This is a genomic window from Pantoea sp. RSPAM1 (assembly GCF_038816185.1).
Taxonomy (GTDB): domain Bacteria; phylum Pseudomonadota; class Gammaproteobacteria; order Enterobacterales; family Enterobacteriaceae; genus Pantoea; species Pantoea ananatis.
Window position 1 is genome coordinate 2,985,086 of record NZ_CP046137.1, and the last position, 20,106, is coordinate 3,005,191.

Below are 20,106 nucleotides of genomic sequence, written 5' to 3' on the forward strand. Positions count from 1 at the left end.
TCTAGACTTAGTCGAACGATCTGTGACTGTCATTTGTCCGGCAGGAGAGGAATATGAGTCAATCGCCCTTAACTGACGACCGTTTACGCCATCATCCCCGCCTGTTCCAGAGCTTTTTTCAGGGCAGCTTCCCTTGTTCCACCGCCTGCCGCACGCCGGGCAAACGGCTGGATATGGTGATCAGCAGCGGGCACGATATGCTGCTTAAAAAAGACTATGCGTCACTGGTCGATCTGCATCTGTTGACCGCGCGGGATGGTGCACGCTGGCACCTGATTGAAAAAACGCCTAACCAGTACGACTGGAGCAGTTTCCTGCCAATGGTCGAAGCGGCACGGGATAACCAGTTACAGGTCATCTGGGAACTGGCCCACTTTGGCTATCCCGATCATATTTCTGTCTGGAAAGCCGGGTTCGTCGACCACTTCGAACGTTATGCCCGGGAAATGGCGCGCATTATCCGCGATCAGGGCATCCAGCAGGCTTTTTTCACGACTGTAAACCAGATCTCATTCTGGTCCTGGGCAGGTGCCGACGTGGCCTGGTTTAATCCCCATGCCAGTCAGCGTGGTAAAGAGCTTAAGCGGCAACTGGTTCGTGCTTCTCTGGCTGCCATGCAGGCAATTCGTGAGGTGATACCCGACGCCCGTTTTGTGCTGACCGATCCTTTGGTGCAGATTGCCCATCATCCTGATAACCCCGACAGTAAACCCGGGGCTGATGCACAGCATCAGGCGCAGTTTGAAGCCTGGGATATGTTAGCCGGACGTGTCGATAAAGAACTGGGCGGGCACGAAGATTTTCTGGATATTCTGGGACTGAACTACTATCCGGATAACCACTGGTTCTTCCCCGATCGGCCAATGGACAGAGACGACCCGGTACGCGCCCCGCTTCATATTCTGCTGGCAGAATACTGGCAGCGTTATCAACGTCCCATGCTAATAGCCGAAACCGGTGCCGAAGGCGAAGCGCGCGCGCCCTGGCTACAGGAGGTCAGTGAAAACGTTGCCGTTGCCCTGGATCAAGGCATTGCGATGGAGGGCATTTCGCTGTATCCCGTGGTGGAGTACCCGGCATGGGCAGACGACAGGCGTTCTCCGGGGCCACTGCTGGGCCTCGCCGATCCTAATGGCAACCGCACCGTGCATGAGGACCTGGCACTGGTGCTGCGTAGTCAGCAGATAAAGTTCGCTAAGCGCGATCAGAGCTGACGCGAGGGCGGTTTAGGATAACAGGTTTGCGTATCGAGGCGCTCCGGCGGCGAGGCAAGGTGGCTGTCGTTTAGCCACGTCACCACAAACAAGAAAGTGACACCGATCAGGCAAGCGGTCAGCAGGCCAATAATCGCAATCAGTTTATCATCTCTCGATTCCATCCCTCACTCCTTTCAGGTCCGGTTGATAAACACTAACTCATCCAAAGCGTGACGATTAAAACGAAAATAATCAGCGTGACCGAGGTTACTGCCAGCACCACAATCGCAAAATGAGCATCGGCAAGGGGCTGAACCACAGGTTCATCGTGCTCTTCTGGTGGGCTGGGTAAAAGCATGCTCTTCCTGGTTAACGCGTGGCTCAAAGGTGCATTTGCGGGCTACAGTGTAGAGCAATCTTATTCAGGAATCCGTTATTTTACAAACCCGCCTGATGGAGCGGCACGACCGGGATGTGCCGCCCTTCAGCTCCCGCCATAGCGAATCGTGCAGGGCTATTTCCCGGCAGACCAGCCGCCGCCCAGCGCGCGATACAGCTCAATTTGCGCCTGCAGGAGATTATTTTTGACCGTCACGAGGTTCAGCTGAGTCGCAAACAGGGTGCGCTGTGCATCCAGCTCGTCCAGATAAGAGGCATAACCGTTTTGGTAGCGTTCGGTCGCGATGCGTAACGCGTCGGCGACAAACTGTTCCTGTTGACGAAGCGCTTCCTGCTGCGCCTCGCCCTGGCGAATCGCATCCAGTGCATTATTCACCTCTGAAAAGGCGTTTCGCACCACTTTCTCATAGCTGAACAACGCCTGATTACGCGAAGCCATGGAGACATCCACCTGCGCGGTTAAGGCTTCACGATTGAGTAAAGGGGCCAGAATGCTGCCGCCGACGCTCCACAGGCGGAAAGGATCGTCCACCAGCTGATGCAGCACGGAACTCTGAAGCGTGCCTGAGGCAGTGAGGTTAATTCCCGGCAGCAGCTTCGCTTTGGATGACGCCAGCGTCGCATCGGCGGCCAGCAGTTGACGCTGTGCCTGCACGATATCAGGACGACGATTCAGCAATGCAGATGGCAGCACGCCCGGCATAACCTGCGGCATGATGGCCGTGAACGCCCGATGGCGTGCAATTTCTCGTGGATTCATCCCTACCAGGATGCTGAGTGCATTTTCCTGTTGCGCAATTTGATGCTGAAGTTGCGGAACCTGAGCTTTAGCGGACTGATACTCAGATGAAGCCTGCATCCACTCCAGCCGGGAGGTATATCCCGTTTCGAACTGGCGCTGCGCCAGTGTGAGCGAGTTGTGCCGCGTTGCCAGCGTAGCCTCGGTAACGCGCAGTTGCTCATCCAGCGCGCACAGCGTCATATAACCGGATGCCACCGAACTGGCGATGGTCAGCTCGGCTGCCGAGGCGGCGGCCTGCTGGGCCTCCAGCGTCGCCTGCGCCGCATCGATTGACCGGCTGCGCGCGCCCCACAAATCTACATTGTAGCTGGCCTGTAGCTGTCCCTGAAAAACCGAGGTGTCATTAGGCTGTCCCGTCGCCGCGGATAATGCGCGCTGACGCGTCGCCGCGACACCGCCGCTGAGCGTCGGAAAATTGTCCCCTTCCGTTGCACGTAGCTGGGCCCGATACTGATCAACCCGTGAACGGGCGATCAGGATATCCGGATTATGACGCAATGCCTGGTCCACCAGGCGATTCAGATCGGCGTCGCCAAAAGCCTGCCACCATGCGGCTTCCGGTGGCGCAGAAGGCCCTACCCGATCGCGCCACTGTGGGGGAATGGGCAAGGCGGACGGGGCTTTGTCGACCTGGGTGCTGCACCCTGCCAGCACGGCCGCCAGCACGGCAGCGGCTATACGCAAGCCCTTCATGGCGTATTCTCTCCCTCTCCCTCTCCGTCCACGTGTGCAGCCGTGTCAATGCTGACCTCAACCGACATACCGGGACGCAGCTGTTGCTGAACCTCTGGCGCCACATCAATACGTACCGGAATACGCTGAGCGATTTTAACGAAGTTGCCGGTCGCATTGTCCGGCGATATGGCACTGAATTCTGAACCTGCAGCAGGTGAGAGATATTCAACGCGACCCTGGAAGGTTTTACCGTCCAGTGCATCCACACGAATCGTTACCGGCAGCCCCGGACGAATATGCGCCAGCTGCGTTTCTTTGTAATTCGCGATAATCCACTTATGGTTGGGCACCACCGACGTCAGGCGCGTACCGGCTGTCACGTAGGCGCCTTTACGCACGGACAACTGTCCGAGTTGCCCTTCATCAGGTGAGGTAATGCGCGTGTTGGCCAGATCGATTTCCGCCAGTTCCAGAGCGGCCTTCGCACTGGCCACGTCCCCTTCAAGCGAGGCACGGTTAACAATGACCGTTTGCAAGTTTTGCTGAGCCACCGCAACCTGCGCTTCCGCCTGATGCAGCTGAGCCAATCCCTGCGCATTCGCCGCGCGCGCTGCATCGCGTTCGCGCACCGAGAGCGATCCGTCTGCAGCCAGATTTTCAACACGTTTTAGATCCAGACCGCTTTTGACCGCCTGGGCTTTGGCGTTTTCCAGCGCCGCTTTATTGCTCTGAATCGTGGCCTGCGCGCTGAGGCGCTGCTGCTGATTATTATTGAGTGCAGCCTGCTTCATGGCCAGCTGCGCCTGAGCCTGGTGCACGCGCTGACGATAGATACGATCGTCGATGGTCATCAGTAACTGACCTTTTTTAACCGGCTGCAGGTCAACCACATCCACCTGGGTGAGATAACCATTGACCTGCGGGCTGATAAACGTGACCTGCCCGCGGACATAGGCATTTTCCGTGCTCTGCACGGAACTGGTGAAAGGCCAAAGCTGCCAGGCATACAGAATCACCAGCACGCCCGTCACCACAATACCGCTGCCTAAGGCAATCGAGAGAATACGACGGCGGTTGGCCCGATCGCGCTCTGCTGCCTGAAGTTCATCCTGTTGACTCATTGTTGCTCCGTTCGTTCTTGTGCGGCGGCAAGCTGACGCTGCTCTGCCAGATTGAAGGTGGCCTGTCGCCAGTCGAGATAGCGCCGACGCGTTAAGCGCCACAGCACCCACATCAGGGTAATCAGCGCCAGAGCCGCCGTCAGCAGATAGGTATCGTTATAGGCCAGTACGTTGGCCTGTAAGGTTGCGACTGACTGAAGCTGACTGGTACTTTGTGCACTTAGCAGGGCGCTGTCGCTGATCTGACTGGTAAACAGGGCGCCATACTGGCTAAGCCGTTCACTGACGTTGGGATCCAGTAACGATAACTGATCGCCAAGAAGACTGGAGTGATATTTTTCACGCCAGGTTTGAAAGGTGCCCAGAATCGCCGAGCCGATTAAGCCGCCCAGATTTTGGCTCATGCCAAACAACACCACAAAACTGACCAGATTTTTCGGCTGGGTCACCACGCTACCAATGCCCATCAGCATGGCGGGCGCCATAAAAAAGGCGCTGCCGAATCCCAGTAAAAACTGGCTTAAGTACATGTTGTTCGCGCGGGTAACCGGGCTGGATTGCGCGTCCATCAGTGAGGCGATGATCATCACGATGAGTGACACCACAATCGGCCAGTTGAGATGCGTTGGCTTAATGGTTAGCGCACTGGCTGCAATGCCGGCAATCACTCCGGCGATGATCGCCCAGGCTAAGCCGTGCAGCTGATCGTTTTGGAGGCCAATCTGCTGCAGAAAACCTATCGCACCGGTATTCTGCTCCGCCAGCACGATACGAATCATGATCATCACGATGCCCAGACGCACAATCATCCCGTTGCTGAGCCAGCGCGTATTGATCAGCGGATTACGGCGGTTATGCTCAATCACGAAAGCCGTCACGATCAGCACCAACGCCAGCGCAGCACAAACGCCGAGCCAGGGCGTGCTAAACCACCATTCAATTCGGCCCAGTGACAGTACGCCGCACAGCAGGGCCATGCCCGGCGCCAGCAGCATAAAGGTGACGAAATCCATCTTCTCAAACGCCTTAATACGATCGCCCGGCGGTAGCTTGACGACTAATACCGCGCCTAACGCAATCAGCGCTAATCCCAGTTCAAACAGGTAAAGCCCGCGCCACTCCTCAAGCTGGAGCAACTCGCTGGAAAAGAGTCGGGCCAGCGGAATCGCCAACTGCGAAACGGTCAGGCCAATAACCAGGGCCTTCAGGCGATGTTTAGCCGGCCACGCCTGCACCTGATAATAGATTCCCAGCGAGCTCAGGGCAGCGCCCACCATGCCATGGGCGGTGCGAACGATAATCGCCGAACTGAGATCGTTGGCAAAGAGATGGAAAAAGGCGACTAAGACATAAAGCACTAGAAAGGCTTCGGTGAAAACCCGCAGTCCAAACTGCTGACGAAATTTCACCAGCAGCAGGTTGATGGAGATATTCCCCATCACATAGACCGCCGGTAGCCAGGCGATTTCATTGGAGTAAGCGGCGAAGGTTCCTTGCAGGTTCGTGAGGTTTGCACTGACCAGCGCATTGCTCAGTGCACCGGTCAGGGAGATCAGCAGGCCAATGAGCCCAAACGCAATGCGTTTAGGCGTTGAGTGCAGCGGCGTCGAAGGCGACCCCGGCAGCATAGGTTTTTCATGTGGCAACCATTCACGCGCAGCGTAGGGATTGCGCCGGGCCATAATTACATCGTTCCCATTCGGGTCAGCAGTGTCTCTAAAATTCGCTCAACCACCGCGAGCTCCCGAGGATCGATATCAGCCAGCAGCTCGGCACGTAAGGCATCCGCGTGGGTTTTAACGTTGGCGAACGCTTCATTCCCTTTTTCGGTCAGCACCAGGTGACGTTTGCGGCGATCTTCAGCTGGCTGCACGCGCGTCAGTAAATCCTGCTTCACCAGACGATCCACCAGCGGCACCATACTGGCATCCTCCAGCCCCATCCGTTGCGCCAGTTCCGTTTGCGTAAGCCGCTGAGGTTCGCTGGCGATAAGCCCAATCGCCATCCAACTGCTGGTACTCAAGCCACTGTCTTTCAAATGACGATCGACGGCCAGACGCCAGGCATGAGCAGTAAGATGGAGCAAGTGCGTAAAGGTACGGGTAGATGACATTTAAATAGCAACCTAATGATTAGAGATCTAATTAGTCGAATAAGTTATTATACGCAAAGCAAATTACGAATGAAAAGTGTCTGCTCTGTTAAATACTGGATAATCGCGGCAGAATGTCCAGGTTGATACTGTCGTAAAAGTTTAGTGGAGTAAAATGCGTGTGAAAGACTCAACAGACAGCTGGGTGGATTTGCGTCGCGACCCAAACAGCGGTATTGAATCTTTACGGGCGCATTTTACCGGTCATGCCTACGATCCTCACTGTCATGACAGCTATTTAATTGGCGTGACTGAGCAAGGGGTACAGCAGTTCCATTCCCGACGTCAGCGTCATCACAGCCGCCCCGGCACCGTTTTTATGTTAGAACCTGAAGAACTGCATGACGGCGATGCCGTTGATGCCCAGGGTTTTACCTACCGTATGCTGTATTTTTCGCCTCACCAGCTACATCAGCAGCTTGCGCCAGCCTGTCCTGATGGACTTCCCTGCGGAGAGCTGCGCTTTGCCAGCACGCTGAAAGACGATGGGCAACTCTCCTGGGCGGTCTGGCACGCGTTTCACGCGTTTGACGCATTCTGGCACGATCATCCCCAGCTTATTAAAGATGCAGCACTGGATCGTTTATTCCAGCAACTCCGTTATTCTCCCGTCTTGCGCGTCGCCCCTGCAGAGACAGCACCGTCGCTGGCGCATCAGGCGCGCGACTGGTTGATGGCTTATCATGCAGAAAATCCCGGCATTGCCGAGCTGGCGCAGGCGCTCAACGTCGATCGATTTCGCCTCTCCCGGCTGTTTCAAAAACAATGGGGCCTGCCGCCGCACGCCTGGTTAGTGCAGTGGCGCCTGAGCCAGGCGCGCCGTCGGCTGGCTATTGGTGAATCGCCCGCACAGGTTGCAGCCGAACTGGGTTTCGCCGACCAGAGCCATCTGGGGCGCTGGTTCAAACGCGCCTGCCAACTGACGCCCGCGCATTACCAGCAACTGTGCACAAATCTTCCAGACGCCTGAGCTGAGCCTCGCCACAATGGCTTTTTGCCTCAGGAGATGAAAATGACAGAACCACGATGTGTAATGATACTGAACAGCGCGTTACCCGCTGGCAAAGCAACAAATGCCGCAGCCGTTATCGCCCTGACCGTGGGTCAGCGGCACCCTTCCCTTGCAGGCGAAGCCCTTGAGGATGCCGCCACCCGGCGCTTTCCCGGCCTGATACCGGTAGGCATCCCCGTGCTGGCCGCTGATGCACAGCAGCTCAGCGCATTATGGCCGCAGGCTGAGCTGGCGGAATGCGATATTGTGGTGTTTCCGGAAGAAGGTCAGTCGACGACAGACTATGGCGCCTTTACTGCCGCCATGAAGACACAACCGGCATCGGAATGGCGTCTGCTGGGCGTGGCTATCATCGGGGACAAGAAGAAGGTCCGCAAACTCACCGCGAAACTTCACCTCTTTGCTTAACCTGCTGTGAACCGTGCTGCTCACGCGCCGATTTTTTCAACCTGTACACATTTTCTTGTAGAGATTAACGGCAAATGATTTACCTAAGATGCTGATTGTTAAATATTAGCATTTTTTGCTTAATAATTTACTTGTACAATCAAAGTTTCATTGTATAACTTTACAGCCAACGAGTTGTGATCACGACTCTGTAACGAATGATGCATCTGCGTCGCCTCTGAAGGTGTAATGGATTTCCACCCTCAGAGGTTTCTTTTTTAATTATCTCGACCTGTTTACGGCGTTGGGTTCCATTGTATTTTATGCGATGGCTTTTAGGTTTATTTGTCCTGCTGTCCGCCCGGATAGCTGGCTTTTGAAAGGCTAACACATGCAAAACACTCTGCCCCAAACTGACAAAGAGATTGCTGACTACTTTACCGTCGCGGGTAACAAGCCTGACAGTGATATGGAAATTCTTGGACTGGTGGTTGCAGAAATTCTGCAGTCAGGCATGGCTGTGAATAACAAAGCGATAATTTCTAAGCTGATTCATCGTCTTGAACTGGAAAGTGACGAAGTTTCACTGGATGTTTATCGTCACCTGCTGGAGATGGTGGTGTATAAAACCCCTGACGACTTAGCGGTATAGTCCTTTCTCCATGGATGGAGTCATTTCGCTTTCTCTGGCTTCTTCGTTTATCCATCGGTAACATCTGCCCCTCACCATATCCAGTCCTCCTTGCCTTTCGCGCAAGATATGAATAAAAGAGCCTGCACAACATTATGATTCAACAAAACGATGTCGCCACGACCGCCGTTGTGGAAAACGATATCAGTGTGGGGCGCGTACTGCGCTCGCCTGCACTGCTTACCCGAGAATGTCTGGCTGGCGTCATTACAGCCCTGGCACTGATTCCTGAAGTGATTTCTTTCTCTGTTATTGCGGGCGTCGATCCCAAAGTCAGCCTGGTCGCCTCTGTTGTACTTTGCCTGACGCTGTCCATTCTTGGCGGACGGCCGGCCATGGTGACTGCGGCGGCGGGTTCGGTGGCGCTGGTGATTGGCCCGATGGTGCATGCGCATGGCGTGGCCTACATTCTGCCTGCGGTCGTGATGGCCGGACTGATCCAGATTCTGTTTGGTGTCACCGGCATGTCACGGGCGATGCGCTATATACCACGTTCGGTGATGATTGGCTTTGTGAATGCGCTTGGCGTGTTGATTTTCTTTGCTCAGGTTCCCCACGTCTGGGGTCAGTCGCCTGTAGTGTGGGCGCTGTTCGCACTCACTCTGGCGATTGTGCTGCTGTTGCCCCGAGTGCTTAAAAGTGTTCCTTCCCCTCTGGTCGCCATTATCGTTGTGACCGGCGTGGCGCTGCTGATGGGTTACCGGGTACCGGATGTGGGGGATGAAGGCCCGATGAGTGCCGGCTTACCTGACTTTACGACCTTAGCCGTACCGCTCGATCGCCACACGCTGCAAATCGTCTGGCCCACGGCGCTCAGCATTGCGTTTGTCGGGCTGATGGAATCCCTGCTGACCGCCAAATTAGTTGATGATCTTACGGACACGCCTTCCAGCAAACGGCGCGAATCCTGGGGGCTGGGCATAGGCAATATTTTTGCTGGCTTTTACGGCGGCATCGCCGGCTGTGCCATGATTGGCCAGACCATTGTTAACGTAGAACTCGGCAAAGCGCGCAGTCGGGTATCAACGATTGCGGCGGGTCTGGTCCTGCTGCTTCTCGTCACCGGCCTGAGCCACATTATGGCGAAGATCCCGATGGTTGTTCTGGCCGGAATCATGATGGTGGTCGCCGTCAAGACGGTAAACTGGCACAGCCTGCAACCGGCAACCCTGAAACGGATGCCCTGGTCAGAAACGCTGGTGATGGTGCTGACGGTAGGCATTACGGTATTCACCGGTAATCTCGCGCTTGGGGTACTGGCCGGGGTTATCGTTGCGATGATGTTATTTGCGCGCCGCGTTGCGCATGTCATTCATGCCGAAAGGCAGCTAAGCGAAGACAGGCAGTCGGTGCGTTATACCGTGCGCGGGCCGCTGTTTTTTGCCAGCAGCAACGATTTGTTTGAGCACTTTGATTACGCACAGGATCCGAAATCCGTCATTATCGATCTCACTCACGCGCAAATCTGGGATGCCTCCAGCGTCGCCGCGCTGGATGGAATCGAATATCGCTACCAGCGCTATGGCACGCACGTGACCATTGAAGGACTGGATCTGCGCAGCAGTGATTTCCATCGCCGCCTGACCGGTAATCTGAGCTGAGTCACTGGCCTGCTGCCTGAGCGCAGCAGGCCGCAGTCAGGCTTGCTGGCGGCGGGCTTTGTAGCGGGCCACCATGGTGATGAGTGCCTGGTAAAGCAACCCGGCATACAGGCTCATTAAAATGGCCAGTCCAATCTCTTTGCCCTGCGCCTGCCATGACATAAACCACATGAAGACGCCCCACAGAACCGAAAAAATCAGCCAGCCGCGGACGAATTTCAAAATGCCATTCATAACACTACTCCTCTACATTGATGCGCTACCTTAACCGGAGTGAAGACAAAAAGCCGAATCATCATCTTGAGATGAGAAGTATCTCAAAAAACAAACAAATGGCTTTCCTCGCTTCGCTTTTCCCCTTCGCCGCCCTATTTTTAGTTACGGGTGTCTACAATTAGCTTACTGTTAATTTCATAAAGGAAATAGCATGAACCATCGTCTGAATTTTTTAGCCGCTGCTTTTGTCGTTTCTACGCTCAGCGCCTGCGCACCGCCGCCGCCAGGTCCGGGTTGCGGCGCGCCGCCGCCGCCGCACGATCGTCGTCCACCACCACCGCCTCCACCGCCTGGACAGGCTTTCGCGCCGCCACCGCCTCGGGCTGACGTCCCTCCTCCTCCGCCACCTGCAACCGGCGAACAACCGCCACCGCCTCCGGCTCGCACCTGGTAACGTTCTAGCCGCTATGTTAAGTCCGACCGACTTACAGCCGGGCCGCAGGCTAGCGGCCTGGCTGACGCATCTGAACCACCTGTCTCAGGCTGTCACCGCGAAGTGGCAGGGCGAGAGCGATAAACACGTTTGACATGAATAAGCTCTGCCAGGGTTATCGCCGGGCGGAAAAGGAGTTGAATACTGCCGACCACAAATAACCAGGTACCGCCAGTCATTAGTGAATCGAAGAAAAAAAGAACGCTTCCTGTCAGAAACCATATCGCGATAAAGAGATCGTTCAATGCCCCAAGGGCCCGGTAGCGGCGCGCTATGATGATGTGGTCTGAACCGAGATCGATTTCTGCTTGATTTTTATTAACATTTTCACTCAAGTCATGCTTTGACAAAACAAACTTCCTTTCAATCAATCTTTGGCATGTTTTCAGAAACATTGAATAGATTATTTCCACATAAAGACACAAAAAACCTTAATTTTTTAATTTTAAATCATATGCTTATGAATTATCCCATATGCAATCCAGTCATGATCTGGAATATCCGGCTGCAAATTAGGTCAAACGGCAGATTTTTGGCAAATTCGTAAGGTGTCATCCAGCCCAAAACAGAATGGGGGTGACAATGATTAAAGTGTATGCACCAGGTCTCGATTTGACCTATGCATCTTCCAAAGACACGAACCCGTTCTCGTTCAGACTTCCCTGCCACAACCTGCTGTTAAAGGACTAAAGCTTAGCGCTGTCTATCGATTTTTCCGGTCTGAGAAGTCGATCCTTATTCCTCTTCCCTAAACCAATCTGCCCTGCATTTTCCCAGCGAATTCAGAACTACTAGCGGTTGAGTTAATGAGGTAAAGGCCCTTTGAGCGCTGTGTTGTTCAGCATTTCAGCTAATCCTGTCAGACGCAGATTCTGCCGCACGCAGTTCCCAGCGGGTGTAGAAATCGATAACCGTAAGCAGGCGCAAAAGTCGCCCGTCAGGTAGCGCGTCCGAGACAAAATCCATGCCCCAGACGTGATTCGGATATAACCCTGAACCTGCGGCGGTGGTTACAGGGCAGATTTACTGCGACATGGCCCTCTGAGTTCTAGCGGCAGCCCCTGTTCACAATAGAGGCGGGAGACCGGTTTGTGGTTGTCGCACCAGCCCTCACGCCGGAGCATAGCGTGTACCCTGCTGTATCCATAGTGAATGGGCGTTTTGATGAATTCATGGACGAGCAGGCACAGTGCGCTGTCATCGGCAGCAACAGAACAATACCTGAACGAATTGCGGCTGAGCCATAACGCAATTAGATTTGTCTTTCGCTAGCACCCTATCAGGCCTATTAATTCCCGTTCCAATCCCACAGTCATAACAATGTCAGCTCTTTTTTGCCAGAACATCCTGTTGCATCGCCTTGTCGAGGCCGAGATCGGCAACCAGCCTCTTGAGCAGCAGGTTTTCTTCCTGACGTTGCCGCGTATGATTGAGTTTAGAAGGTTAAGTTCTGCCCTATCTCTTGCGCAGGGCCTGAAAGGTGGCATCGGAAATATTCAGCTTGCAATAAACATCCGGCACGGGCGTATCCGATTCGGCCTGTTTCGAGGCAAAGACAATCTGCTCTTCGCGGAGTCGTGACTTTCTCATCGGCACCTCCGCTCAAGGGAGTGTTTAACATGCCGGAATTTTGACTTTTAATGGAACATGATTCCAGCGAGGATCACTTACCTTGACTAAATAATTCACGTTTACACGTAAACTGCGTAAAGCGGGTTTTAACATTGAAATCATTAAATGCGCCAGATTTACGATAAATCAGTCAAATGTACTTCCAATGCGCATGAGCAAAGCTTGCTTCTCCTTTTGTAAGTTTACAAAAATAACTCACAACCCATTGTATTTATTGGCGTTAACCTCCCTCGCAAAACTTTCTTGATAAGGTTGCAATGATATTGTGTGAAAAAAAACACCAACCTCATAAATGTTACGTTACAATGCGTTTTTAATAATTTCACAAGTAATCAATATGCCACTTCAACTTACTCTGCTTTTATGGATGCTAGCGCTTCTGTTTATAACGGGTATTCTGTTTAGTACAAAACTTTTTTCCTTTATGGATAAGGACACCTCTGGTCGCATTCACAGAATTGATGGACTGAGATTTTTCCTCGCATTCATGGTTGCCTTTCATCACTTTGTGCTAAGTTATGAATATTTCCATGGCCGTCCATGGCTTCTTAGCTCATTAAATGATTATCCGGTGAATCAAAAAATTGGCTCTTTTGGCGTTGCACTATTTTTTATGGTGTCTGGTTACGTTTTTGCCCACACAAACGTAAAATCATGGTTCCACTTCTACAAAAAAAGAGTCTTGCGTATCGCTCCACTTTTTACGCTTTCTTCAATTCTCTGTCTCGCTATTGCCTTCTGGATTCAGCGACATGAAATTAATACAAATGATTTATTATCAAAATTGTATTTTTGGTTCGATGCCGGGTTAACAGGAAAGAAACCCGATGTTTTTGGGATGCCTGACACTCAATTTATTAACGCAGGTGTAACATGGACACTTTTTTGGGAATGGGCTTTTTATTTCTCACTCCCTGTAGCTTACGTATTACGTGACAGAATTGGTTTGATACCTGTTACATCGGCAATCATTTTCATTTCCGTATACTTTGTATCTACACAAAATCCAGCACTTGCTTCATATGCCTCATTCTTTGCAATTGGTGCTATTGGAAAAGAAATTACAACAACATCTGCGAAAAGCAAAACCTTTTATAATATCGGTGCATCACTATCATTTGCAGTGGTGATACTTATTTCCGACAGCAGTTTCAACATTTACTTTATGCCTGCAGTGGCATCAACTTTCTTTTTCATAGCCCTCGGTGGTAATCTTTTTGGTCTTTTAAACATTAAAGGCTTTATTAGATTAGGCGATGCGAGCTATAGCATCTATATGCTGCACGGTGTAGCTTGGTTTTGCATGAATAGATTCATTCAATCTCATAATTTCCACTTAGATCAGACGCAGTATATGGTTTTATCAGGCACTGTTTTTTTGTTCTTCTTAATAGCCTGTTCATTAAGTTATAAATTTGTCGAACTCCCCTTTATTAATCTTGGCAAGAAATCATGACTTTACCCATACTTTAGAAGTAGATCAGACAATTGGAGAGCTCGCCATATCCGATTAAGGAATGACGAGCTCTATATTATAATATCCTGGTTATGTTATAAACCTGGAAAAGCCTTTCAACGTCGCGTTGATAAAATTCACTATCATCCTTCAACAAAAAAGCAGGCATCGGCAGTAATTTTTTATTGTCTACGCACCCTGTTTAAGGACTAAAGCTTTAATTAAATTACTGTTAGTTGCAGAACACATCCAGACTGCGCTACTTTGAAATTGATATGACACTCACCTCTCCCTCTTTCATATCTAATTGATGCCCACCAACGGATAAAACAGTATCAGACGCATTCGAAAATGCGCCTTGAGATAACCTTTATGTAAAGAACGTGCTTGTTTACTGGATCTTATCTGCCTGAATGGTCACAGAACCTGTATTGTCTGCGCAGTTGTCATCACCAATGTAAGCAATTGCTACCAGCCACATTAATCTGTTGTGGTTTACTGCTAATTGCAGCCCCCCATCTTGCTGTACTCATTCCACCAGCCATAACAACCCGATCAATCTGACATGAACTTCCTGTGACACAGTTGGCGCTATTCGACGTCAGGTAAATGTTATATGTACCCGCATCGAGGTTGAATTTCAGAGGCGAACCACTTTGAACCTTATTGTTAACGGCCTGAGGATCAAAGCAGTTATTTTTGGCATCTACGACAAAAGATGCAGCCTGACTACCAAATGACAGTGATACTAAACTCAATGCGATGAACGATTTTAATTTCATTGTGATGACTCCCGTTTAAGTTGATGTAATTGACTGAGCGCATCCCGGCCTTCAAGGCACAGCCCTTGCGCTTGATTTCATTCTGTAATGAGGCTTGTAAGAGTGCTACGAACATGCGTCCGGCTATCGATGGCACGTTAACAGGAGAGAACAGCCGTCATAAGGCCTGGCAATCAGGATTTTCAAGATATGTCGTTGCGCATTTAATTGGGTGAGGTTGTGTGGGACAGTGACGGGATTACATATGGAAGAACAGTATGAGGAATAACCCTCTCGACATATCTTTTGTAAGGGCGCGATTAATCACTATGTCCAGTTGAGCCTGAATACGGAGTATGCTGAAAATTGCGGGCATAAAACAGTTGCATTGAGCCTGTGCCAACCCTGGCCCAGGCTCAGGCAGCAGATGTTCCAGACCGCTAAAAGTCGAGTGCCTACCCTCGCGCCAGTTTAGCTAAGCCTTTCATCTCAGAGGAAAACTTCCCCAGCTTATGGGTGAAAGTCACAAGCATTAACTCAGATATACCGTGCCTGCCTGTACAATCTCGTAGCGTGATACCAGACGATAGAGCGTTGAGGACAGGGATATACATTGGAAAAAGATGTCTCGCAATAAGAGAAGAGGCCAATGGAGGCCATTAATGTTATGAAGGATATCTGAGGAAAGTTAAAGATCGGCAAGCCATTGAAGTATAAGAATATAAAATAAATAGTTGTTGCCGTTTTTATCAAAATTTAAAACTGAAGGTTTCTTCTTTCCGGCCGATAATCAAATTGTAATCGATAGTACCTTATCTTTATAGCCCTGTTCGCTATGCCCACATCCGAGTGGGCTTTTTTATATCTGACAGAGGCATATCGTGCCTTTAATCGATTAAATCTCATTCAGTTGTATCTAAAAGGCACGATCACTGTATGCTTCCTCCGTCAGTCAACATTGACTGCTGGATTTTCCCTTGTAACAGTTTCTGCCTGTGTAACGCAGGCCTTTTTAATTTATTGCCCCCCTGCTCTGACAAACGCCGCCGCTATTCTGTAGACCTCTGCCTGAAGTGGATTAGTCTCCCCTATCATCCAGTCTTCAAGTATTTCAGCAAGCTCTAAATAAAAAAAACCTTCTTTTACATCAAGCAGTTCCAGCACGGCTTTACCGATTGCGGTAATGATAATACAGGGCCGTTCATCATCCTCGTCCATGTGAGCCTAAGTTGTGAAACGGAAATGCAGCATAGCCCATACAATGAGCAATTAATTTTATTCCTGCGGTTGAAGATTTTCCTACACTTTTGGCTGTTGCCCCTACGCTCAAATGCTAGCGCTGACTGCAGCCTGCACACATCTGTTTTGCTTTTCAGTTCGTGCACGACCTGGCCTTAGATTTTCGACGCGGGCCTGAAGCTGAGGGATGCCGAAATGCAGGTTTATGCACGGCAGGATAGTACGATGATAAGGATGGGCTGAGAGTCCGTAATGAAAGGTGGCAAATGGCAGCAAAAAAGTCATCGCCACTGCCAAATGTCAGACACAAAAAAACCGCCCAAAGAGGCGGCTTAAACGACATTGCTACTACTTGATTTTATTGGTGTTTCAATATGGTGCCCGGGGCGGGACTTGAACCCGCACGACCTTGCGATCGAGGGATTTTAAATCCCTTGTGTCTACCGATTTCACCACCCGGGCGAGGTATAACTGGAGGCGCGTCCCGGAGTCGAACCGAGGTACACGGATTTGCAATCCGCTGCATAGCCACTCTGCCAACGCGCCTTAAACTTGTTTGCTGCCAGGTTATCCTGACCTGCTAATTTGGAGCGGGAAACGAGACTCGAACTCGCGACCCCGACCTTGGCAAGGTCGTGCTCTACCAACTGAGCTATTCCCGCATCATCTTACCGTTCAGTCTACTGACTGCTGAAGGGCTCGATATTTAATGCACTTCATCGAACTTACTGATTTTTCTTAGCTTCTGCAGCTGTGCTGCCGTTCGATGCGATGCATTCTACTGAGATGACGCGATGAGTCAATAAAATTATCCCCACAATGCGTCCGTTTGCTGCTTTTTAAATCGTATCGATCACGGTTCGAGCAAATCCCCGCGCGCCGCGCTCAGATACTGAAACATCGACCAGAAAGTCAGCACTGCCGCAATGTATAACGCAACGACACCCACGCCAACAATCATGCTGTCCGGACGCCACAGCAAGGCAAAAAGTGAGAACATCTGTGCCGTTGTTTTTACCTTACCAATCCAGGAAACGGCAACGCTGCTGCGTTTGCCGATTTCAGCCATCCATTCGCGCAGCGCGGAGATAATAATTTCTCGTGCAATCATCGTTGCGGCTGGCAGCGTGATCCACCAGGCATGAAAGTACTCCGCAACCAATACCAGGGCAATTGCCACCATGACTTTATCGGCAACAGGATCGAGGAAAGCGCCAAAGCGGGTTGTCTGTTTCCAGCGACGCGCCAGAAAGCCGTCGAACCAGTCGGTTACGGCTGCCACAACAAAAATCAACGCGGTAACAAATGGCGCCCAGTGGAATGGCAGATAGAAAGCCAGCACAAAGAACGGAATAAGAACGACGCGAAACAGGGTAAGACAGGTCGGAATGTTAAATTGCATATGCTGGTAACTGTCTGGATTGGGTGGTGTTTAACGTATGTTCCTACATTGCCCACCCTGTTTCAATGCTAGTGTTTCAACGAGTAATAGATTTTTTCCGCCAAAGCATGGGATATGCCAGGAACATTCGCGATCTCTTCCACCGATGCATTCATCAGCGGTTGCAGGCCCCCCATATACTTAAGCAACTGCTGGCGTCGTTTTGGCCCCACACCTTCAATGCTTTCCAGGGCACTGGTATTTTTCACTTTGGCCCGTTTTTTACGGTGCCCTGAAATAGCATGATTGTGAGCATCATCACGAATATGCTGAATCACGTGCAGCGCTGGTGCATCAGGCGACAGGGAAATCCCCTCGCCCTCCGCCTCGAAGAACAGCGTTTCGAGGCCGGCTTTGCGATCGGTGCCTTTTGCCACGCCCAGTAAAACAGGACGTGATTTATCCCAGCCTACATCCAGTTCGGCAAAAACCTGCTTCGCCTGAGCCAGTTGGCCTTTACCGCCGTCGATCAAAATGACATCGGGGATCTTCTCTTCCTCAATCGCTTTTCCATAACGGCGTCGCAGCACCTGATTCATCGCTGCATAATCATCACCAGGCGTGATGCCGGCAATGTTATAGCGGCGATAATCGGCACGGAGGGGACCGTTTTGATCGAACACGACACAGGACGCGATAGTCTGCTCTCCCATGGTATGGCTGATATCAAAACACTCCATTCGGGTGATCTTATCTAACTCCAGAAACTCGGCTAAGGCAGTGAGACGCTGATGAATGGTCGAGTGCTGAGACAGACGGGTTTTTAATGCGGAACCGGCATTGGTTCGTGCCAGTTTGAGATAGCGCGCGCGATCACCACGAGGCTTACTTTGGATATTCACCCGACGCCCGGCTAGTTCGGTCAGCGACTCAGACAGCAGTTCGCGCTCAGGTAAGGTGAAATCCAGCAAAATTTCACCGGGCAACGTCCGCATTTCGCTACCCTGCAGATAAAACTGCCCCACAAAGGTTTGCACGACTTCAGCCAGATCGGTATCGGCGGGCACCTTTGGAAAATAGCTTCGGCTTCCCAACACTTTACCCTGACGGATAAACAACACGTGTAAGCAGGCCATTCCGGCATCGTAGGCCACGCCAATCACATCCAGGTCGTCGCCCTGATTAGACACAAACTGTTTTTCGGTGACGCGCCTGACGGCCTGGATCTGGTCGCGCAGGCGTGCCGCTTCTTCAAACCGCAGGGCATGACTTGCCTCTTCCATACGGCGGACCAGTAAATTCAGCACCTGATCATCCTTACCCGCCAGAAACAGCCGCACGTAATCCGTTTGCTGTGCGTACTCTTCTTCACTCACCAGCCCGGCAACACAGGGACCAAGGCAGCGGCCAATCTGGTATTGCAGGCAGGGGCGCGTACGGTTGCGATACACGCTGTTCTCGCATTGACGGATGGGAAACACTTTTTGCAGCAGCGCCAGCGTTTCACGAACCGCGTAGCCATTGGGGAACGGGCCGAAATATTCGCCTTTCGCGTGTTTCGCGCCCCGATGCATCGCCAGGCGAGGATGAACATCGCTGCTGAGAAAAATGTAGGGGTACGATTTGTCGTCGCGCAACAGAACGTTGTAGCGCGGTTGATAAAGCTTGATGTAATTGTGCTCAAGCAACAACGCTTCGGTTTCGGTATGGGTTACGGTGACATCGATGTGATGGATGTTACTCACCAGCGCTTCGGTTTTTCGGCTGCCAACGTTCGTGCGAAAATAGCTCGTAAGCCGCTTTTTCAGATCTTTGGCTTTGCCGACATAGATAACCGTTCCGGAAGCGTCATACATCCGGTAAACGCCGGGTTCACTGGTGACCGTACTCAGAAAGATTTTGGGATTAAAGAGGTCACTCACTACTTATTAACGGCTCCGCATTATACAGGCCATGTCTGATGGCCAGATGCGTTAACTCTACATCGCCACTGATATTCAGTTTGCTGAACATCCTGTAACGGTAGCTGTTAACGGTTTTAGGACTGAGATTAAGCTGCTCGGAAATTTCCGTCACCTTTTGCCCCTTGGTGATCATCAGCATAATCTGCAATTCCCTTTCCGACAAACAGCTGAAGGGAGATTCGGCTTTTTGTGGCTCAATCTGGCTAAGCGCCATTTGTTGAGCGATGTCAGATGCAATGTAGCGCTGCCCGGCGTTGACCGAGCGAATCGCGTTGACCACTTCCTGTGGGGCTGCGCCCTTGCTGAGATAACCGGCGGCACCAGCCTGCATGACTTTTGCCGGCAGGGGGTTTTCAGTATGGATAGTGAGCATGATGATTTTGATATCAGGGTTGTAGCGCACGATTTTTCGCGTCGCCTCCAGCCCGCCGATGCCCGGCATGTTCATATCCATTAAAATGACATCAACCTGATTAGCACGGCACCACTTAACGGCATCTTCACCACAACAGGCTTCGCCAGCGATCACCAGACCTTTAATATCTTCGAGAATACGGCGGATACCGGCACGTACCAGTTCATGGTCATCGACAAGAAGGACAGTGATCAACGCGAAGCACTCCGCAGCTAATAAAGAGGTAGCATTTAACGATTGCGAGCGGCAATCATACCCGTTTTTGCATTAAAAGCACATATACAAAGTCGTGGGAGGCGAGCTTTCAATGATTTATATCAACGCACATCCTGGGTTATTGGAAAGCACATCCCAAAAAACAGGTATTTCAATGGGATTTTTAAAAAAATAGTCTTTTCATGAAGTTAAAAAAAACGCAACGTCTCAATGGGTCATACTCCCGGCGTTGCTGTCTGTATTTTTGGCCTGACCATTCCTGCACGTGATTAATAAATTTAACTGAACAAATTAAGG

At 51.3% G+C, this 20,106-nt stretch carries 21 protein-coding genes and 3 tRNA genes; 6 read left to right on the forward strand and 18 right to left on the reverse strand.

What is annotated here, in order from left to right:
• Window positions 1-53 precede the first annotated feature (53 nt).
• Window positions 54-1,214 (forward strand): beta-glucosidase, encoded by a 1,161-nt coding sequence (locus GKC68_RS14500; protein ID WP_342656279.1) that lies wholly within the window; start codon window positions 54-56, stop codon window positions 1,212-1,214.
• Here GKC68_RS14500 and GKC68_RS14505 read toward each other — a convergent pair.
• From GKC68_RS14505 to GKC68_RS14530, 6 genes are all read right to left on the reverse strand, one after another.
• Window positions 1,205-1,378, reverse strand: coding sequence for a hypothetical protein (locus GKC68_RS14505; RefSeq protein ID WP_173647320.1), 174 nt, complete (start codon window positions 1,376-1,378; stop codon window positions 1,205-1,207). The two genes, GKC68_RS14500 and GKC68_RS14505, sit on opposite strands and share 10 nt — an antisense overlap.
• Before the next feature lie 32 nt (window positions 1,379-1,410).
• Window positions 1,411-1,554 carry a hypothetical protein gene (locus tag GKC68_RS14510; protein ID WP_014606152.1) on the reverse strand — a complete coding sequence of 48 codons (144 nt, stop codon included), beginning with the start codon at window positions 1,552-1,554 and terminating at the stop codon, window positions 1,411-1,413.
• A gap of 156 nt (window positions 1,555-1,710) precedes the next feature.
• Window positions 1,711-3,090, reverse strand: coding sequence for an efflux transporter outer membrane subunit (locus tag GKC68_RS14515; protein ID WP_064367289.1), 1,380 nt, complete (start codon window positions 3,088-3,090; stop codon window positions 1,711-1,713).
• Complete coding sequence (locus GKC68_RS14520) at window positions 3,087-4,193, reverse strand: HlyD family secretion protein (RefSeq protein ID WP_342656280.1); 1,107 nt, start codon at window positions 4,191-4,193, stop codon at window positions 3,087-3,089. The genes GKC68_RS14515 and GKC68_RS14520 overlap by 4 nt, the downstream gene beginning before the upstream one ends.
• Window positions 4,190-5,875 (reverse strand): MFS transporter, encoded by a 1,686-nt coding sequence (locus tag GKC68_RS14525; protein ID WP_014606155.1) that lies wholly within the window; start codon window positions 5,873-5,875, stop codon window positions 4,190-4,192. Before GKC68_RS14525 ends, GKC68_RS14520 begins: the two co-directional genes overlap by 4 nt.
• Before the next feature lie 2 nt (window positions 5,876-5,877).
• Window positions 5,878-6,306 (reverse strand): MarR family transcriptional regulator, encoded by a 429-nt coding sequence (locus GKC68_RS14530; RefSeq protein ID WP_028722387.1) that lies wholly within the window; start codon window positions 6,304-6,306, stop codon window positions 5,878-5,880.
• 154 nt (window positions 6,307-6,460) lie between these two features.
• Here GKC68_RS14530 and GKC68_RS14535 point away from each other — a divergent pair, with 154 nt between their 5' ends.
• From GKC68_RS14535 to GKC68_RS14550, 4 genes are all read left to right on the forward strand, one after another.
• Window positions 6,461-7,315, forward strand: coding sequence for an AraC family transcriptional regulator (locus tag GKC68_RS14535; RefSeq protein WP_342656281.1), 855 nt, complete (start codon window positions 6,461-6,463; stop codon window positions 7,313-7,315).
• 42 nt (window positions 7,316-7,357) lie between these two features.
• Window positions 7,358-7,765, forward strand: coding sequence for a DUF2000 domain-containing protein (locus tag GKC68_RS14540; protein WP_028722385.1), 408 nt, complete (start codon window positions 7,358-7,360; stop codon window positions 7,763-7,765).
• A gap of 370 nt (window positions 7,766-8,135) precedes the next feature.
• A complete protein-coding gene (locus tag GKC68_RS14545; protein WP_028722384.1) occupies window positions 8,136-8,396 on the forward strand; it encodes a biofilm/acid-resistance regulator YmgB/AriR in 261 nt (86 codons plus the stop codon).
• A 134-nt stretch (window positions 8,397-8,530) separates the two neighbouring features.
• On the forward strand, window positions 8,531-10,036 hold the full coding sequence (locus tag GKC68_RS14550; protein ID WP_342656282.1) for a SulP family inorganic anion transporter: 1,506 nt from the start codon (window positions 8,531-8,533) through the stop codon (window positions 10,034-10,036).
• A gap of 36 nt (window positions 10,037-10,072) precedes the next feature.
• On the opposite strand, the gene GKC68_RS14555 is transcribed toward GKC68_RS14550, so the two are convergent.
• From GKC68_RS14555 to GKC68_RS14570, 4 genes are all read right to left on the reverse strand, one after another.
• Window positions 10,073-10,270 (reverse strand): DUF6404 family protein, encoded by a 198-nt coding sequence (locus tag GKC68_RS14555; protein ID WP_013025308.1) that lies wholly within the window; start codon window positions 10,268-10,270, stop codon window positions 10,073-10,075.
• A 242-nt stretch (window positions 10,271-10,512) separates the two neighbouring features.
• Entirely contained in the window at window positions 10,513-10,683 is a 171-nt protein-coding gene (locus GKC68_RS14560) for a hypothetical protein (protein ID WP_155301430.1), read from the reverse strand.
• A gap of 115 nt (window positions 10,684-10,798) precedes the next feature.
• Window positions 10,799-11,095, reverse strand: a complete 297-nt coding sequence (locus tag GKC68_RS14565; protein WP_258378966.1) for a YrhK family protein — start codon at window positions 11,093-11,095, stop codon at window positions 10,799-10,801.
• A 1,105-nt stretch (window positions 11,096-12,200) separates the two neighbouring features.
• Window positions 12,201-12,335, reverse strand: a complete 135-nt coding sequence (locus GKC68_RS14570; RefSeq protein ID WP_342656283.1) for a hypothetical protein — start codon at window positions 12,333-12,335, stop codon at window positions 12,201-12,203.
• 379 nt (window positions 12,336-12,714) lie between these two features.
• Between GKC68_RS14570 and GKC68_RS14575 the strand changes: the two genes are divergently transcribed.
• Complete coding sequence (locus GKC68_RS14575) at window positions 12,715-13,833, forward strand: acyltransferase (RefSeq protein WP_342656284.1); 1,119 nt, start codon at window positions 12,715-12,717, stop codon at window positions 13,831-13,833.
• A gap of 449 nt (window positions 13,834-14,282) precedes the next feature.
• On the opposite strand, the gene GKC68_RS14580 is transcribed toward GKC68_RS14575, so the two are convergent.
• The 8 genes from GKC68_RS14580 to uvrY form a co-directional block, all read right to left on the reverse strand.
• Complete coding sequence (locus GKC68_RS14580; RefSeq protein WP_342656285.1) at window positions 14,283-14,615, reverse strand: hypothetical protein; 333 nt, start codon at window positions 14,613-14,615, stop codon at window positions 14,283-14,285.
• Between the two features lie 996 nt (window positions 14,616-15,611).
• A complete protein-coding gene (locus tag GKC68_RS14585; protein ID WP_047715560.1) occupies window positions 15,612-15,812 on the reverse strand; it encodes a hypothetical protein in 201 nt (66 codons plus the stop codon).
• A gap of 396 nt (window positions 15,813-16,208) precedes the next feature.
• A tRNA-Leu gene (locus GKC68_RS14590) sits at window positions 16,209-16,295 on the reverse strand.
• Between the two features lie 10 nt (window positions 16,296-16,305).
• A tRNA-Cys gene (locus GKC68_RS14595) sits at window positions 16,306-16,379 on the reverse strand.
• Window positions 16,380-16,419: 40 nt separating this feature from the next.
• A tRNA-Gly gene (locus GKC68_RS14600) sits at window positions 16,420-16,495 on the reverse strand.
• A 191-nt stretch (window positions 16,496-16,686) separates the two neighbouring features.
• The gene (pgsA, locus tag GKC68_RS14605; protein ID WP_047715559.1) at window positions 16,687-17,235 is read right to left on the reverse strand and encodes a CDP-diacylglycerol--glycerol-3-phosphate 3-phosphatidyltransferase; all 549 of its coding nucleotides are present in this window, start codon (window positions 17,233-17,235) and stop codon (window positions 16,687-16,689) included.
• A gap of 68 nt (window positions 17,236-17,303) precedes the next feature.
• Window positions 17,304-19,136 (reverse strand): excinuclease ABC subunit UvrC, encoded by a 1,833-nt coding sequence (uvrC, locus tag GKC68_RS14610; protein ID WP_047715558.1) that lies wholly within the window; start codon window positions 19,134-19,136, stop codon window positions 17,304-17,306.
• Entirely contained in the window at window positions 19,129-19,788 is a 660-nt protein-coding gene (gene uvrY / locus GKC68_RS14615) for a UvrY/SirA/GacA family response regulator transcription factor (RefSeq protein WP_013025303.1), read from the reverse strand. Before uvrY ends, uvrC begins: the two co-directional genes overlap by 8 nt.
• Window positions 19,789-20,106 lie beyond the last annotated feature (318 nt).

Bases quoted from the DNA above. Each gene is read 5' to 3' on its own strand.
- GKC68_RS14500 (WP_342656279.1), top strand. From the start codon at position 54: ATGAGTCAATCGCCCTTAACTGACGACCGTTTACGCCATCATCCCCGC.
- GKC68_RS14505 (WP_173647320.1), bottom strand. From the start codon at position 1,378: ATGGAATCGAGAGATGATAAACTGATTGCGATTATTGGCCTGCTGACC.
- GKC68_RS14510 (WP_014606152.1), bottom strand. From the start codon at position 1,554: ATGCTTTTACCCAGCCCACCAGAAGAGCACGATGAACCTGTGGTTCAG.
- GKC68_RS14515 (WP_064367289.1), bottom strand. From the start codon at position 3,090: ATGAAGGGCTTGCGTATAGCCGCTGCCGTGCTGGCGGCCGTGCTGGCA.
- GKC68_RS14520 (WP_342656280.1), bottom strand. From the start codon at position 4,193: ATGAGTCAACAGGATGAACTTCAGGCAGCAGAGCGCGATCGGGCCAAC.
- GKC68_RS14525 (WP_014606155.1), bottom strand. From the start codon at position 5,875: ATGGCCCGGCGCAATCCCTACGCTGCGCGTGAATGGTTGCCACATGAA.
- GKC68_RS14530 (WP_028722387.1), bottom strand. From the start codon at position 6,306: ATGTCATCTACCCGTACCTTTACGCACTTGCTCCATCTTACTGCTCAT.
- GKC68_RS14535 (WP_342656281.1), top strand. From the start codon at position 6,461: ATGCGTGTGAAAGACTCAACAGACAGCTGGGTGGATTTGCGTCGCGAC.
- GKC68_RS14540 (WP_028722385.1), top strand. From the start codon at position 7,358: ATGACAGAACCACGATGTGTAATGATACTGAACAGCGCGTTACCCGCT.
- GKC68_RS14545 (WP_028722384.1), top strand. From the start codon at position 8,136: ATGCAAAACACTCTGCCCCAAACTGACAAAGAGATTGCTGACTACTTT.
- GKC68_RS14550 (WP_342656282.1), top strand. From the start codon at position 8,531: ATGATTCAACAAAACGATGTCGCCACGACCGCCGTTGTGGAAAACGAT.
- GKC68_RS14555 (WP_013025308.1), bottom strand. From the start codon at position 10,270: ATGAATGGCATTTTGAAATTCGTCCGCGGCTGGCTGATTTTTTCGGTT.
- GKC68_RS14570 (WP_342656283.1), bottom strand. From the start codon at position 12,335: ATGAGAAAGTCACGACTCCGCGAAGAGCAGATTGTCTTTGCCTCGAAA.
- GKC68_RS14575 (WP_342656284.1), top strand. From the start codon at position 12,715: ATGCCACTTCAACTTACTCTGCTTTTATGGATGCTAGCGCTTCTGTTT.
- GKC68_RS14580 (WP_342656285.1), bottom strand. From the start codon at position 14,615: ATGAAATTAAAATCGTTCATCGCATTGAGTTTAGTATCACTGTCATTT.
- GKC68_RS14585 (WP_047715560.1), bottom strand. From the start codon at position 15,812: ATGGACGAGGATGATGAACGGCCCTGTATTATCATTACCGCAATCGGT.
- pgsA (WP_047715559.1), bottom strand. From the start codon at position 17,235: ATGCAATTTAACATTCCGACCTGTCTTACCCTGTTTCGCGTCGTTCTT.